This is a genomic window from Oscillibacter sp., from assembly GCF_031978065.1.
Classification (GTDB): Bacteria; Bacillota; Clostridia; order Oscillospirales; family Oscillospiraceae; genus Oscillibacter.
The window spans coordinates 1-15,164 of sequence record NZ_DALZCH010000079.1; the positions used below are offsets into that span (position 1 = coordinate 1).

12 protein-coding genes are annotated in these 15,164 nt (G+C 58.2%); 10 read left to right on the top strand and 2 right to left on the bottom strand.

Going from position 1 to position 15,164, the window contains the following annotated elements; genetic code table 11:
- Window positions 1-1,034, bottom strand: a 1,034-nt coding sequence (locus RTK01_RS11765; protein ID WP_312281156.1) for an FAD-dependent oxidoreductase, incomplete at its 3' end; no start/stop codon positions are given.
- A 318-nt stretch (window positions 1,035-1,352) separates the two neighbouring features.
- Between RTK01_RS11765 and RTK01_RS11770 the strand changes: the two genes are divergently transcribed.
- The 10 genes from RTK01_RS11770 to RTK01_RS11815 all read left to right on the top strand — a co-directional run bounded on the left by RTK01_RS11770 (window position 1,353) and on the right by RTK01_RS11815 (window position 13,582).
- Window positions 1,353-2,279, top strand: coding sequence for a MoxR family ATPase (locus RTK01_RS11770; RefSeq protein WP_312281157.1), 927 nt, complete (start codon window positions 1,353-1,355; stop codon window positions 2,277-2,279).
- The gene (locus RTK01_RS11775) at window positions 2,279-4,000 is read left to right on the top strand and encodes a hypothetical protein (RefSeq protein WP_312281158.1); all 1,722 of its coding nucleotides are present in this window, start codon (window positions 2,279-2,281) and stop codon (window positions 3,998-4,000) included. Before RTK01_RS11770 ends, RTK01_RS11775 begins: the two co-directional genes overlap by 1 nt.
- A 335-nt stretch (window positions 4,001-4,335) precedes the next feature.
- On the top strand, window positions 4,336-5,718 hold the full coding sequence (locus tag RTK01_RS11780; RefSeq protein WP_312281159.1) for a sigma 54-interacting transcriptional regulator: 1,383 nt from the start codon (window positions 4,336-4,338) through the stop codon (window positions 5,716-5,718).
- A 217-nt stretch (window positions 5,719-5,935) separates the two neighbouring features.
- The gene (locus RTK01_RS11785; protein WP_312281160.1) at window positions 5,936-7,024 is read left to right on the top strand and encodes a TRAP transporter substrate-binding protein; all 1,089 of its coding nucleotides are present in this window, start codon (window positions 5,936-5,938) and stop codon (window positions 7,022-7,024) included.
- A 64-nt stretch (window positions 7,025-7,088) separates the two neighbouring features.
- Window positions 7,089-7,634, top strand: coding sequence for a TRAP transporter small permease (locus RTK01_RS11790; RefSeq protein ID WP_312281161.1), 546 nt, complete (start codon window positions 7,089-7,091; stop codon window positions 7,632-7,634).
- A complete protein-coding gene (locus RTK01_RS11795; protein WP_312281162.1) occupies window positions 7,631-8,923 on the top strand; it encodes a TRAP transporter large permease in 1,293 nt (430 codons plus the stop codon). Before RTK01_RS11790 ends, RTK01_RS11795 begins: the two co-directional genes overlap by 4 nt.
- Before the next feature lie 21 nt (window positions 8,924-8,944).
- The gene (locus tag RTK01_RS11800; RefSeq protein ID WP_312281163.1) at window positions 8,945-10,234 is read left to right on the top strand and encodes an acetyl-CoA hydrolase/transferase C-terminal domain-containing protein; all 1,290 of its coding nucleotides are present in this window, start codon (window positions 8,945-8,947) and stop codon (window positions 10,232-10,234) included.
- A 67-nt stretch (window positions 10,235-10,301) separates the two neighbouring features.
- Window positions 10,302-11,525, top strand: a complete 1,224-nt coding sequence (locus RTK01_RS11805; RefSeq protein WP_312281164.1) for an acetyl-CoA C-acyltransferase — start codon at window positions 10,302-10,304, stop codon at window positions 11,523-11,525.
- Window positions 11,526-11,539: 14 nt separating this feature from the next.
- The gene (locus RTK01_RS11810; RefSeq protein ID WP_312281165.1) at window positions 11,540-12,391 is read left to right on the top strand and encodes a 3-hydroxyacyl-CoA dehydrogenase family protein; all 852 of its coding nucleotides are present in this window, start codon (window positions 11,540-11,542) and stop codon (window positions 12,389-12,391) included.
- A gap of 69 nt (window positions 12,392-12,460) precedes the next feature.
- Entirely contained in the window at window positions 12,461-13,582 is a 1,122-nt protein-coding gene (locus tag RTK01_RS11815) for an iron-containing alcohol dehydrogenase (RefSeq protein WP_312281166.1), read from the top strand.
- A gap of 183 nt (window positions 13,583-13,765) precedes the next feature.
- On the opposite strand, the gene RTK01_RS11820 is transcribed toward RTK01_RS11815, so the two are convergent.
- The gene (locus RTK01_RS11820) at window positions 13,766-15,073 is read right to left on the bottom strand and encodes a LysM peptidoglycan-binding domain-containing protein (protein WP_312281167.1); all 1,308 of its coding nucleotides are present in this window, start codon (window positions 15,071-15,073) and stop codon (window positions 13,766-13,768) included.
- Window positions 15,074-15,164: the final 91 nt, after the last annotated feature.

A 15,164-nucleotide genomic window follows, 5' to 3' on the forward strand; every position in this document is an offset into this window, starting at 1 on the left:
ATGCGGCGCAGCAGCTCCACGGGGGAAACCACGCCCCGGCTGTCCTCACCGGGAATGCCGGCTTTCTTGTCGGTGTGGGCGCCCACGGCGGGATACAGGCAGTCATACTTCCGGCTCAGCTCCTCCCGTGAGGGGCTGGTGCCCACGTCCACCCCCGTGTGGACTTCTATCCCGAGGGACAAAATGGAGGCAATCTCCTCGTCCAGCTTTTCCCGGGGAAAGCGGTAGCTGGGGATGCCGTAGCGCAGCATCCCGCCCAGATGCTTCTGCTTTTCAAACACGGTGACGCGGTGGCCCATCAATGTGAGGTAATACGCGGCGGACAGACCGCCGGGGCCGCCGCCCACCACGGCCACGGTCTTCCCCGTGGAGGGTGCACAGGCAGGCTGGGGTACCTCTCCGGCCTGATCCACGGCGTACCGCTTCAGCCCCCGAATGTTCAGGGGATCGTCCACCATGTTCCGGCGGCAGCGGGCCTCGCAGGGGTGTTCGCAGATGTAAGCGCAGGCGGTGGGGAAGGGATTGTCCTTGCGGATGAGCTTCACGGCGTCGCCATACCGACCGGCATTGATCAGGGCGATGTAGCCGGGGATGTCCACCCCCGCGGGGCAAAGAGCCACGCAGGGTACCGGGTTTTTCAGGCTGCCCAAGCACCGGTGACGGAGAATGTGCTCCTCATAATCGTCCCGAAAGCCCAAAAGTCCCATGAGAACCAGTTGGGCGGCGTTGATGCCGATGGCGCAGTCGGCGGTGTCCACAATGGCCTGCGCAGTCACTTCAATGCGGTGAATGGCGCGGACATCCGCCTCTCCGTCCAGAACGCCTCGCAGCATGTTGGAAAGCTGCCCCAGTCCGATGCGGCACGGGGCGCACTTGCCGCAGGTCTGGGCATGGCAGAGATTCAGAAAATTCAGCGCCATGTCGATGGGGCACAGGCCCGGAGGACTGGCCGCGATGCGGCGTTCCATGCCGCGGTATAGCTGATCCACCACGGATTGGGCCTGACTGGGCGTGTTGATGTCAAGTCTGCTCATAGGCTTCTCACTCCTTTTCCATATTCCTGTCTGCTTTGCATAGCTCATGAAAATAGCCGCCCGCGGGCGTGGCTTCGGGACCTGCGCATTCCGGGAAGCTGCCATAAAGCTGCCCGGTGCAGACCCGCGCCCGCGAGAAAGCATTTTTGTCAGTTTACTACCTCCGGCGGCAAGATACAACCGTCTTTTGTCGGTTTTTCTTGAAATGCTGTCGGAAGAGCGGGGGCGAGGTTTGACAAGACGGAAAAACTCGCGTATAACAAAAGAAGGAAAAACACGGGGCGGCGGCGAACAGCCGCCTGCGGAACGGAGGACGATATGGGTGAGCTGATGGAGTTTTTACGGGCCGAGGGCGTGAGTGAGGCCCTTTTGCAGGCGACGGAGGACTGGAAAATTCACCAGACCCCGGTGCGGGAAGCGGCGCTCCACCGCATTCCAAAGCCCCGCTATCCCTATTACGGTAAGGAGGTCTGGGAGGAGGCCATCTCCGCTCTTTTGAGCGGAGAGCATCTGCTGCTGGCAGGCCCCAAGGCCACGGGAAAAAACGACTTGGCGGAAAATCTCTCCGCCCTGTTTGGGCGGCCCCAGTGGGACGTGTCGTTTTACATCAACACCGACGCGGCCTCTCTGATCGGAACGGATACCCTCTGCGGAGGGGAGGTTTCCCTGCGCCACGGACCGATTGCCCGCTGTGCGCTGGAAGGGGGCTTCGGTGTGCTGGACGAAATCAACATGGCAAAAAACGAATCTCTGGCCGTGCTCCACGCGGCGCTGGACTTTCGCCGCTGCATCGACGTGCCGGGCTATGACCGTATCCCGCTGTCTGAAGCCTCTCGCTTTATCGCCACGATGAACTATGGCTACGCCGGGACACGGGATCTGAATGAAGCACTGGCCTCCCGGTTCCTTGTCATCAACATGCCATCCATCACGGAGAAAAATCTTCTAAAGCTTCTGGGGCGGGAGTTTCCGGAGTTGAAGCCCGCCTATGCCGATCAGATGACGAATTTATTTACAGACATCCGCAGAAAGTGCGACAGCGCGGAGATTTCCACCAAGGCGCTGGACCTGCGGGGCTTGCTTGCCGCCGTCCGCCTGATGCGGCAGGGGTTGCCCGCCGCCCGGGCACTGGAGCTTGGCATTGTGAACAAGTGCTTTGATGAGTTTGAGCGCCAGTTGGTGGAAGACGTGGTAAAAAGCCGCGTGCCGGAGGACCTGTCGGGCCGGGAAGCCTTTGCGCTCTGATGGAGATTCAGGAGCGCGAGCAGCGCCGGGCAAAAAATCAGGTCTGGACGGCGGCGGAGGAATACGAGTTTGAGCCGGAACTGAAAACCTATGACGCGGCGGGTCGCGCGGATTTGTACTGGAACACAGTGGCGGGCTGTGTCCGCCGGGACTGGGGCGGCGCGCTGGAAAGCCTATTTGCTTCTTTCGAGGGCTTGCCAGACCGCCGGATTTATGAGCAGCTTGCGTGGCTGGGACTGGAGAGCGCGGCGTTTGCGCGAGAGCGAGACAGCCGCCCCGCCATGGCGGCGCTGCGGCAGAGCTATGCCCGCAAAACGCTGGAGGCCTTTGAACGGGCTCCCTCGGATCGGCTTGTCCATCTTCTTTCGGTCGGACGCTGCCGGGAGATTTTAGGACAGGACTGCGGGCTGAAGGGCGGCGACCGGGAGCTTCTTGCCGCGCTGGACCTGCCGGGAGAGCTGGACGGGGCGGCGCTTGCCCAGCGGCTGGGGCAGACCCTTGCGGTCTGGTTTGGCTATGCGCCCGCGGATGCCCCGGATGGCGAAGACCCGGATAAGCTGCGAGCTGTGAGAAGACTGCGCCTGTTTGGCAGGCGGCAGAAGAATAAAGCCCCTTTGCCCAGCCTTCGGGAGTTTGGCTTCGGCTTTGGAGAGCACGCTCAGGCTGTGGAAGGGGGCGGCGGCCCCGCGCCTCAGCGGCGGCTGGGAGAGATGACTCTGGCACAGAGCGAGGAGGCTCTCCGGGCCTATATTTCCAGCTATTTCGGCGCGTCGCTGTACCCGACTGACAAAGTGCAGCGCTTGGAGCGGGAGCTGTGCACGGGGGACCACAAGGGCTGCAACCTTTATTACGCCCGGGGCGGGGCGGAGCTTGACAAGCACGCCCGGGGCTTTGCGGCGGAGCAGCGTCGAGCGGCGCTACGACAGATGGAGAAAAACAAGGCGGCCTATGAGGCAAACTCCACCGTCAACCGCATGACTGTGGCGCGGCTGACCGCCCGTATCCGTAACGCCATGCAGACCCATTTACAGCCCGAAACCGTGCGGACCTCCGCGGGGCTGCTGGACGCGGCGAGAGTCTGGCGGGCGGAATGCCTGGGAGATGATAAGGTTTTCACCCGCATCCTGCGGGGGGACCCCGGCGCACTGTGCGTGGACCTTTTGCTGGATTCCTCCACCTCCCAGATTTCGCGGCAGGAGACTGTTTCCGCGCAGGGGTATATGATTGCGGAGAGCCTGACCCGCTGCGGCATTCCCGTGCGGGTGACGGCGTTTTGCTCCCTCAGCGGCTACACGGTTTTGACCCGCTTCCGGGACTATGGGGAGACGGATCGGAACGAGATGATCTTTCACTATTTCACCACCGGCTGCAACCGGGACGGGCTTGCTGTCCGCGCGCTGGGCCGGGATTTGGAGGACGCGCCCTGCGAGTACCGGTTGGTGATTCTCTTGTCCGACGCAAAGCCCAACGATGTGATCAAGATTGCCCGAAGCGGCGGCTTCCGGGATTATGCGGACCGCATGGGCGTGGTGGATACGGCGCAGGAGGTGCGCAGTCTTTCCCGCACCGGCGCGGCCGTGGTGTGCGTTTTCACCGGGGAGGACGAGGACTTGCCCGCCGCCCGGACCATCTACGGGAGGAATTTCACACGCATCCGGCGGCTGGATCAGTTTGCCGACACAGTGGGAACGCTTCTCCAGAATCAGATCTGCAACCTGTGAAAATTCCAATGAGTCCGGCGAAAGTCGGCGCTTAAAAATGTAGGGGTCCCGCCTTTTGGCGGGGCCTCTAGATTTTTTTGGTTGAATACGGGAATCGGCGGCTGTTGATGGGGAATGGTATGGCAATGGAGGGGTCGATGTGGAAGACGGAGAAGGGACGAGCCGCGCTTAATACCCGGGCATACGAAAGAGCGCACAATAAACGCCCGTGGGACCCTTTTAGAGGGGGAGGTCTGGACAAGACTTTTACTTGACCCGCCCAGATGGGTTAAGATATACTATGCCCACAAGATGAAAACAAAGGACATTGCAGGAGAGGGGGCGCAAGCGGAACCATGTCTGAAAAAGTAAGAGCCCATCTGACTGATCAGGAGTATCATCTGATTCTGGAAAATTGCTGCGCGGACTTGTTTGCCACCGATGGGCGTGGAAAAATTATCTATGCAAACGAAGATTCAGTGCAGGTGCTCTGCTGCCCTTTGGAACAGCTTTTAAGCATGGACATTTATCAGCTTCGGGCAGAGGGCTATGTCAGCTACTCCATGACGGACGAGGTGCTTCGCACCCGCAGGCAGGCGCTGGGCACATATTTTAATAAGACCGGACAGGAAGTGGCTTGTGTCAGTACGCCGATTTTTGACGAGGCGGGCGAGCTGCGCATGGTGGTGACATACAGCCGCAGACTGGATATTCTGGAGACGTTTCAAAAGGAACTGCAACGGGAAAAGGAAAAGCTTAAGGGCTATCAGGCCGCCATGGAGATGACCGATTACCGCGGGGAAAATCAGGTTGTGGCGGACGACCCCGCCACCCGGAAAATATTTTCCATTCTGGAAACGTTGGCACGGATGGACAGCACGATTATGCTTTACGGGGAGTCCGGAGTGGGCAAGGAGGTTGCCACCAACTTCATCCGCCGTCACAGCGGAAGGAAGGACGCGGTATTTGTGCCGGTGAACTGCGCGGCCATCCCCAACGAGCTGATTGAGGCAGAGCTTTTTGGTTATGAAAAAGGGGCCTTTACCGGCGCTTTGAAGGAGGGCCGGGCCGGCTTGTTCGAGGTGGCCAACGGCGGGATTATCTTTATGGACGAGGTGGGAGAGCTACCGCTGACTGCGCAGGCAAAGCTTCTCAGGGTGCTGGAGAGCGGGGAGTTCCGCCGTGTAGGTGGAAGCAAGACACAAAAGACGGATGTGCGAATTATTGCCGCCACCAATCGGGACTTGAAGCGGATGGTGGCGGAAAAAGCCTTCCGGGAGGACTTGTACTACCGACTCAACGTGGTTCCCATCACGATTCCGCCCCTGCGGGAACGGCCGGGGGATCTGCGGGCTCTTGCCGGCGTTTTTCTGGCCCAGTTTAACCGCAAACACGGAAAGGCCAGGGTTTTGTCCACACAGGAGCTGGCAAATTTGCAAAATTACAGTTGGCCCGGCAACATCCGGGAGCTGCGCAACACCATCGAGCGCTTTGTGCTCATTGGGGAGCTTTCCTCGTGGGAGACAGAAATAGGCGGAGGCAATGCCGCCAAGGAGGCGGACCCGCCTGCCCTGCCCGAGGGGCAGAGACCGCTGAAGCAGGTGATGGCGGAATTGGAGGCGTGTTATATCCGTCGGGTTCTGGGGGAGAATGGCGGAGACGTGGACAAAACCGCAGACTGTTTACAGGTGAGCCGCTCCGGGCTTTATAAAAAACTGAAGGCGGCAGGCTCGGATTAAGCGTGCCTGCGCAAAATTGCAAGCTGTCTATATTTTTAGACTTTCTAAAAATATAGACAGCTTTTTCTACATTTTTAGACTTTTTAAAACAATTATAAATATCAAGACAAATTATTCAATTAAAATTTGTGAAAAATACACCTATAAATATGGCACGGTAATTGCTTTCTGGTTGGTGAGGCACGATTTATTGCCAATTAAAATATGGAGGAAGACTATGAAGATGAAAAAGTTAAGCGCACTGCTCATGGCCTTGCTTTCGGTCAGCACTCTGCTGGCCGGGTGCGGTGGCGGTAGCCAGAGTTCTCAGGGCTCTCAGGCGGGTGGAGAAACCTACAAAATTCAGTTGGCCGGTTCCGTGGCTGAAGAGCATCCCATCACTCAGGGCTTATACAAGTTTGAAGAGCTGGCGGAGAAGTACTCCGATGGCCGCATCGAGGTGGATGTCTATCCCAACGGCCAGCTTGGCTCCAACAGAGAGTATTACGAGCAGTGCCAGCAGGGCAACATCCAGATGGCTGAGGGCGGCGCCGTGGTGCTGGCCAACTTTACCGACAGCTTCAAGTTCATGCAGCTTCCCTATCTGTTCAACAGCCGCGAGTCCATCCAGAACTTCCTGAACAGTGAGGACGGCAAGGCGCTGACCAAGAAGATCGCCGAGGAGAGCGGCATTTATCCTCTGGCGTTCTTTGAGAACGGCTGGCAGGCCCTGACCAACTCCGTGCGGGAAGTTAAGACCCCTGCGGACCTGAAGGGGCTGAAGATTCGCACGCAAGAGAACGACATCCTGCTGAAGGTTTACACCGACATGGGCGGAAACCCCATGCCCATGGCATTCTCCGAGCTGTTCACCGCCATGCAGCAGAAAACCGTGGACGGTCAGGTGAATCCCGCGCTGATTGCCTCCACCGGCAACTATGACGAGGTGCAGAAGTATATCACCGATGTGGCCGCCGTTTACGACGCCACCGCCATTTCCATCAACTATGACTTCTATCAGTCCCTGCCCGCCGAGCTTCAGGCCGTGGTGGATCAGGCTGCGCAGGAGGCCACCCAGTATCAGCTCGAGCTGTCCGCTGAGGGCGAAGAGGGCGCATATCAGGAGCTGGCCGACGGCGGCATGACCGTCACCCGTCTCACCGACGAGGAGCGCGATGCGTTTAAGGCCACCACCACCGGTGTGTACGACTGGTTCCGTCAGCAGGACACCGAACCGAATCTGGATACCTACTTGGAGAAGATTCAGGTTTGCAATGACAAGTTTACCAACGGCGAGCTGGAAGCAATTACCGGCGTAGAGAAATAAATACGCATGAAATTCCGCCGCTTCCCGGAAGTCTCCGGGAGGCGGCAGCGGAGAGGAGATAACAATGGTAAAAGCAAATCAGATTTTGGACCGGGTTTTAAATTTCTTTGAAACCTATGTCTGCGCCGTTCTCTTTTTTATCACCTGCGCCATTATTTTCATTCAGGTGGTGTTCCGAGCCCTGGGACTTCCCGTGGGCTGGACGGAGGAAAGCGCCCGTTACCTGTGCATTTGGGTCATTTATCTCGCGGCCAGCAAGGGCGTGAGAAATGGCAACCACATGTCCGTGGACCTGCTGCCCATGATTCTCAAGGGCAAGGCCCGGGTCGTACTGTATATCATCGCATCTTTGATTTCACTGGCATTCTTTTTCATGCTGTGCTATGTGGGCATGCAGGTTCTCAGTTCCATGGGCGTGCGGCCCCAGTATTCCGCAGCCAACAAGATTAATATGCAATTTGCATACGCGGCGCCTTATGTGGGCGCGGGTATGATGATTGTACGTGGGCTTCAAAGATTGGTGGTCCTTGTAAAGCAGCTCATCGGCGTTCTTCCCATGGAAGAAACTGAAAGCGAAAAAATGATGAAGCAGGGAGGGGAAGCAGAATGAATGCAGGATTGATTTTGATTGGCACCTTTTTTATTCTGCTGGTGCTGAACGTCCCCATCGCTTGGTCCATCGGCATGTCCGTGACGTTGTACATGCTTACCTCCGGTTCCTTTGGTCTTTCCTATATTGCCCAGACCATGTTTACGGCCTGCGATTCCTTCACGCTGATGGCGATTCCGCTGTTTATTCTGGCGGGCGCACTGATGGAGGGCGGCGGCCTGAGCAAACGGTTGATTGACTTTGCCGACTCCATGGTGGGCCACAGGCAGGGCGGTTTGGCGATTGTTACGGTTCTGGCCTGTATGTTCTTCGGCGCCATTTCCGGTTCCGCGGCGGCCACCGTGGCCACCATCGGCGTCATCATGGTGCCCTCCATGATTAAGCAGGGCTATTCCAAGGGTTTTTCCTATGCGCTGATCGCCGCCGCCGGCGTGCTGGGCGTGCTGATTCCGCCGTCCATTCCCTTTGTGACCTATGGCGTGGCAACCAACGCCTCCATCGCCACCATGTTCATGGGTGGCTTTGGCCCCGGCATATTGTGCGGCGTTCTGCTGATTGCCGTGTCTCAGTTTATCTGCCGGAAGAACGGCTGGCAGGGCAACGGACGGCAGTTTACATGGAAGCGGGTGGGTCAGACCTTCGTCTCCGCCATCGGCGCGCTGCTGGTTCCCGTCATCATTCTGGGTGGCATCTATGGCAGTGTTTTCACGCCCACCGAGGCGGCCGCCGTGGCTGTTGTGTATGCCCTTGTGGTGGGCTTCCTGATTTATCGCGAGCTGACCTTTAAGAAGTTGGTGGCTTCTCTTTCAACCTCTGCCGTCACCACCGCCACCATCATGGTCATCGTGGGCACCGCCACGGCGCTGGCCCGGATGCTGACGCTGGAGAAGATTCCCATGGAGCTGGCAAACTGGATCGGCGGACTGACCGACAGCCGCATTCTCGTGCTGCTTGCCATGAACGTGTTCCTGCTGCTGGTGGGCTGTGTCATGGACGGAACCCCCGCCATTCTCATTCTGGCGCCCATCCTTCAGCCCATTGCTGCCGACTATGGTGTGGATATCATCCACTTTGGTCTGATGATGTGCCTGAACGTGGCAATCGGCTTCTGCACGCCGCCGGTGGGCCTGAACCTATTTGTGGCCAGCTCCCTTGGCAATATCCAGTTTATGTCCCTGTGCAGGCGGATTGTGCCCTTCCTGCTGGCGCTTGTGGTGGGACTGCTGCTGGTGACCTATATCCCGGTAATTTCACTGGGCATCCCCTGGCTGTTCGGCTATGGATCCTGATTGAAAAGGTGATAAGAAAAAATGGATTGGAAAGCAACCTATCAAGATAAAATCGTCTCTGCGGCGCAGGCTGTCAAATGTGTGAAATCCGGAGACACCGTGGTGCTCCAGCAGGCGGCGGGCACGGCCATGCACCTGATGGACGCGCTGACGGACCGGGCGTCGGAGCTGAAGGACGTAAAGGTCATCGCCCACAATATCTGGGAGACGCCCCGATTTCTGGAGCCTCAGTATGCGGGGATTTTCCGCCACGTCAGCCAGTTTTTGGACCGGGGCACCCGGCAGGCCTACCGGGAAGGACGGGTGGACCCCCTGCCCGCGTTCTACTACCAGATGCCCAAATATTACCGCGAGCATCCGGCGGACGTGTTCTTCGTAATGCTGACGGAGCCGGACGAAGAGGGCAATTGCAGCTACGCACTGAACGCGGACTATTCCGTTGCCAACATGGAGGCCGCAAAAACCGTGGTGGCGCAGATCAATCCCTCCCTGCCGTGGACATATGGGGCCAAGGTTTCGCTGGATAAGCTGGACTACATTGTGATTCAGGATCAGCCCCTGCCGGAGCTCACCAAGAGCGAGACGGGCGGCGTTGAAGAGCAGATCGCCGCCCACATCGTCCCCTTTATTCAGGACGGCACCTGCTTGCAGCTTGGAATCGGCGGCCTGCCCAACGCCATTTTGAATTTCCTGAAGGACAAAAAGCATCTGGGTATTCATTCCGAGGTGCTGTCCGACGGAATTATCGACCTTTATGAGTCCGGCGCCATTGACAATAGCTGTAAAACGCTGGACAAGGGCAAAATCGTCTCCAACTTCCTGATCGGCACCAAGCGCCTGTTCGATTTTGCGGACCACAATCCGGATCTTCTGGTGGTGCCGGTGGACTATACCAACGACCCCTATGTCATTGCGCAGAATGACAACGTGATTTCCATCAACTCCTGTTTGCAGGTGGACCTGCTGGGTCAGGTAAACGCGGATACCATTGGCGGAAGGCAGTACAGCGGCTGCGGCGGACAGATTGATTTCGTCCGCGGCGCCCAGATGTCCAAGGGCGGAAAGTCCTTTATCACCCTGCCTTCCACCGCCAAAAAGGGCGCGGTCTCCCGCATCATCCCCCATATGGAGACAGGCACGCCCGTGACGACTTCCCGGTTTGATGTGCAGTACATCTGCACGGAATACGGCGTGGTGAATCTCAGCGGCAAAACGGTCAGCCAGCGGGCGGAAGCCCTGATCGGAATTGCCCACCCGGATTTCCGGAAGGAGCTTCGCCGTCAGGCCGTGGAAGAGGGATTGATCTGGTAATGATGGGGCGGGGCGAAACCGCCCCGCCTTCTTCCATGAAAACAAAAGTAAGAGGGTCTTTATAATTATGAAAAAAGCATACATCGTTGCCGCCAAGCGCACGGCAATCGGAAAATTTCTCGGAAGCCTGTCCCCGGTGAAGCCGGGAGATATGACGGCACAGGTGATGAAGGCCGTTATTGCGGAAAGCGGCGTGAATCCGGCCGAGATTGACGAGGTGTTGGTGGCCCATCAGCATTCCGCCGGACAGGGCCCCTCCATCGCCCGCCGGGCGGAGCTGGAAGCGGGCATTCCCGACCACGTTCCCGCCACCACGGTCAACATGCAGTGCGGCAGCGGCCTGAAGGCCGGAATTCTGGCGTACAACGCCATTCAGGCCGGTGCAAATCTGGTGCTGGTGGGTGGGGTGGAGAATATGTCTCAGGTGCCCTATATTCTCACCAACCGGGTCCGCAAAGGGACCAAGATGGGTCCCACCTCCGTGGATGTGCAGGACTCCCTGTACTGCGACGGCCTGATTGACCAGTTCAATGGCTATCTGATGGGAATGACGGCGGAAAATGTGGCCGTGAAAGAAGAAATTACCCGGGAGGAACAGGACGAATTTGCCCTCCGCTCCCAGGCCTTGGCGCGGCATGCCATCGAGTCCGGCCGGTTCCGGGACGAAATTGTTCCCATCCGCTATCAGGACCGCAAGGGCCGGGAATTTGTGTTTGACACCGACGAGAGCAATACCCCGGGAACGACGTATGAGGCTCTTGCAAAAATGCGCCCCGCCTTTAAAAAGGCCAGCGAGGGCGGAACCGTTACCGCCGGAAACGCCTGCCAACTCAACGACGGCGCGGCGGTGATGCTGGTGGCCTCTGAAGAGGCGGTGCTGGTCAACGGGTGGAAGCCCATGGCGGAAATCGTCTCCATGGCCACAGTGGGCATCGACCCGGCCATCATGGGTCTTGGTCCAGTGAAGGCGGTGATCAAGACGCTGAATCAGGCGGAACTGTCCTTGAAGGACGTGGACTTGGTGGAGCTGAACGAGGCGTTCGCAGCCCAGTCCCTTGGTTGCGTAAAGGAGTGGAGCGCCCACTACGGAATGACCAAGGAGGTCATTCTGGAAAAAACCAATGTCAACGGCGGCGCCATTGCTCTGGGTCATCCCGTGGCGGCCTCCGGCGTGCGGATACTGGTGACGCTGATGCACGAACTGAAAAAGAGAGAGAAAACCTTGGGTCTGGCCACGCTTTGCGTGGGCGGCGGCATGGGCACCGCCATGCTGATCCGGCGGTGCGATTGAGAGGAGCAAATACAATGGAAATGAAAAAAATTGGCGTATTAGGAGCGGGCATGATGGGCTCGGAAATTGCCTTGTGCTTTGCCATGAACGGATATGAAACGGTTTTGACCGATGTGAATCAGGAGCTTGCAAACAAGGGTAAGGAAAAGCAGTCGGCGGCGCTGGACCGCCGCATTGCCAAAGGAAAACTGACGGAGGACCAGAAGGAGCAGATTCTGGGCCGGGTATCCGCCAGCGGAAATGTGGCGGACATGGCGGACTGCGACCTGATTGTGGAAGCGGTTCTGGAGAGTCTGGACATCAAGACTAACGCCTATAAACACATGGACATAGTCTGTAAACCGGAAACCATTATTGCCAGCAACACCTCCAGCATCTCCATCACAAAGCTGGCCGCCGCCGTGGGACTGGACCGGGCGTTCATCGGCACCCACTTCAATTCGCCCGCCAGCATCATGAAGCTGGTGGAGGTGATTCCCGGACTTCAAACACGGGAAGAGACAGTGGACACGGTATTTGAGGTGCTGCGCTCCATCGGCAAGGAGCCGGTGCGTGTGAAGGACGTTGTGGGCTTTGCCCTGAATCGCATGTTCCATGTGTTTTATCTCGAGGCCTGCCGTCTGGTGGAAGAGGGCGTGTGCTCCGTGGAAGATGTGGACAAAATCTGCCTGTACGGGTTAGGCCATCCCATGGGGATTTTCAAGCTCATCGACCAGACGGGCCATGACCTGAATATGAATGTGGACGAGATTCTTTTCAGCGCCTACGGTGAGAGATTCCGTCCCTCTCCGCAGATTCAGCGCCTGCGGGATGCAGGGCGCTTGGGAAGGAAGAGCGGCGCGGGCTTTTATGAGTACAACAAGTAACGTGCAAAAAAAGGGTTTCCCGGAGCGCTGCCCCGTGGTATCCTATTGTCTGGAAACGGAGGAACATCAATGAGAGGAAAACTAATCGCGCTTCCCTCCAGATATATGCAGGGAGCGGGCGTTTTACAGGAGCTGCCGGGGCTTTTAAGCGAGCGGGGAATTAGAAGGCCCATGCTGCTTTGGGGTCATCGTACCAAAGCCTCCACGGAGGGCGCGGTGCTGCCTGCCATGGAGCAGGCCGGGATTCAGCCGGGAGAATATATGCTGGAAGGCCAGTGCTCCCGGGCAGAATGCGCCCGGGTGGTGGCGGCGATGAAGGACGCCGGGTCCGATGCAATTATCGGGCTTGGCGGCGGAAAGGCGCTGGACCTGAGCAAGGGTGTGGCCCATCAGGCGGGAGTGCCCTGCATTGTGGCGCCCACCATTCTCTCCAGCGACGCGCCGCCCACCGCTTGTACCGTCTGGTACAACGAGGACGGCAGCTTCAGCGACACAGAGGGCTGGCCCACCAACCCAGACATCGTGCTGGTGGATACCGCCGAGTGCATCAAGGCGCCGCTGAGAATGTTCCTTGCGGGCATCGCGGATTCTCTGGCCACGTATATGGAGGCGGAGCCAAGCTATCTCAGTCATATGCCCACGCGGCTGAAATATCTTCCCACCATCACGGCCCGGACCATGGCAAAGCTTTGCTGCGAGGTCATCCGGGCCGACGCGGAGGCGGCAATTCTCGCCGCCAAAAGCGGCGTGGTCACACCCGCTTACGAGCGGGTGGCGGAGGCCAGCATTCTCCTCTCCGGCATCGGCTGGGAGAGCTGCGGAACCGCCGCCGTCCACGTACTGGGGACCCGCCTGGCGGATTTTCCCCAGCTTCACGCTGCGATGCACGGGGAGAAAGTCTCCTTTGGCATCGTGACCCAGTTGATGCTGGACCCGGAGGTGGACATGGCGCAGGCGGAGGAGCTGGTGGACTTTATGGTACGGCTGGGCCTTCCCGTAACCATGGAGGACATCCGACTGGATCAGGTTCCCGAGGAGGAGCTTATGGCATGGTGCCGCAAGCAGTGCGTTCCCGGCGGCAGGCTGGACGCCATCGCCCGGGGTATCACGGCGGAGGAGCTGATGCGGGCGATGCACGCGGCCTCTGCCTTCGGAGCGACCCGCAAGCAGCGGGCAAAATCGCAGAACTGAATCAAACCGGATTGTCACATAAAGGCGAGGGGCCGTTCTTTAAAGAACGGCCCCTCGCTTCAATCTGTCGAAGAAGCTCAAATGACGGGGAGGTGTCATGCGGGTTTCTTCACGGACTGCGGGGTCCCACCTTTTGGCGAGGCCCCTGCCCTATTTTGGAGGGGAGAAAACAGCACGGAAAGCTTATTCCTTGGGAATGCAGATGCGCTGGCATTTCATAAGGTTCTCGAAGTCTACATTGGGGTTTGCTGCCATAATCGCAGTGGGAGGGAGGTTAAACTGATTTGCAATCCGATTGAGGGTGTCCCCGCACTTGACGGTGTAACGGCAGGCCGACCCTTGGCAGCGATTCATGGGGATAAGGATATACGTGCCCTCCTTCAGGCAGTAAAGCTGCATGTTGGGGTTGCTTCGGATGATGCTCTCCACGCTGACACAGTGGGCTTTTGCGATTTTGCAGATGTTGTCGCATTTTTTTACTCTGTACAAAAACGTATCGGAGGAGGGCTGTGGCTGCGTGGGCATCTGTGTGGGGGTCTGCGCGGGCATCTGCGCGGGCGGTTCCATATCGGCCGGAATGCAGATCACGCTTCCGATGCGCAGGTTCTGGGGATCCAGACCGGAGTTGAGGTCCATGATGCTCCGCACGCTGACGCCGTACGTCTGGGAAAGCTTCCAGAGGGTGTCACCCTGCCGAATCGTATAGGGGAAGGTTTCATCCCCGCAGATAGAGGGCAAAGCAGTCGGTGTGGTGGGTTTTGCGGTTGTGGTTTCCGAAGACTTTGACGTCACAGAGGGGTAGGTAATCTTGGGCGCGGTAATGGTTGGCGCGGTGATAGAGGGAGGGGTAAAAGAGGGCGGCGTGATGCCCGTAGACGTAATAGATGGGAACGTAAAGGAAGGAGCCGTAATAGTCGGGCCGGTAATGGTTGGGGGCGTAATCGTAATAGGCATCGTAACAGACGGCTCCGGCGCGGGGGCAAATGGGACACAGATTACAGTGCCCACCTGCAAATTTTGAGACTCCAGCCCGGGATTGAGCTTGAGAATGCTCTGCACGCTAACGCCGTAAATCTGGGCGAGCTTCCATAGAGTGTCCCCCTGTTGAAGCGTATAGGAAAACGCTTCGTCCCCGCAGACGATGGGGGGTCTCGGTGTAGGCGTGACAGGTTTGGGCGCGGGTGTGACGGGCTTTGGCACGGGAGTAACCGGCTTTGGCGCAGGGGCAAAGGGAATGCAGATTACAGTGCCGATCTGCAGATTTTGGGCTTCCATCCCGGGATTGAGTTTGAGAATACTTTCTACGCTGATACCGTAAATCTGGGCGAGCTTCCAGATGGTATCTTCCCGTTGAATCGTATAAGAGAAGGTCCCATCCCCGCAGACGACAGGGGGCTTGGGCGCTGGGACAACGGGCTTAGGCGCAGGCATAACCGGCTTTGGCGCGGGAGTAACCGGCTTCGGAGTGGGCACGAGGGGAATGCAGATCACGTCTCCAGCCTGCAAATCGTCGGCTTACAGCCCCGGATTGTGCACTAGGAGGCGCTCCATACTGAACACGTAAAACAGCACGAGCCGCCAC

What these genes read in the sequence shown, in the direction of transcription:
- RTK01_RS11770 (WP_312281157.1), top strand. Translation starts at nt 1,353, where the DNA reads ATGGGTGAGCTGATGGAGTTTTTACGGGCCGAGGGCGTGAGTGAGGCC.
- RTK01_RS11775 (WP_312281158.1), top strand. Translation starts at nt 2,279, where the DNA reads ATGGAGATTCAGGAGCGCGAGCAGCGCCGGGCAAAAAATCAGGTCTGG.
- RTK01_RS11780 (WP_312281159.1), top strand. Translation starts at nt 4,336, where the DNA reads ATGTCTGAAAAAGTAAGAGCCCATCTGACTGATCAGGAGTATCATCTG.
- RTK01_RS11785 (WP_312281160.1), top strand. Translation starts at nt 5,936, where the DNA reads ATGAAGATGAAAAAGTTAAGCGCACTGCTCATGGCCTTGCTTTCGGTC.
- RTK01_RS11790 (WP_312281161.1), top strand. Translation starts at nt 7,089, where the DNA reads ATGGTAAAAGCAAATCAGATTTTGGACCGGGTTTTAAATTTCTTTGAA.
- RTK01_RS11795 (WP_312281162.1), top strand. Translation starts at nt 7,631, where the DNA reads ATGAATGCAGGATTGATTTTGATTGGCACCTTTTTTATTCTGCTGGTG.
- RTK01_RS11800 (WP_312281163.1), top strand. Translation starts at nt 8,945, where the DNA reads ATGGATTGGAAAGCAACCTATCAAGATAAAATCGTCTCTGCGGCGCAG.
- RTK01_RS11805 (WP_312281164.1), top strand. Translation starts at nt 10,302, where the DNA reads ATGAAAAAAGCATACATCGTTGCCGCCAAGCGCACGGCAATCGGAAAA.
- RTK01_RS11810 (WP_312281165.1), top strand. Translation starts at nt 11,540, where the DNA reads ATGGAAATGAAAAAAATTGGCGTATTAGGAGCGGGCATGATGGGCTCG.
- RTK01_RS11815 (WP_312281166.1), top strand. Translation starts at nt 12,461, where the DNA reads ATGAGAGGAAAACTAATCGCGCTTCCCTCCAGATATATGCAGGGAGCG.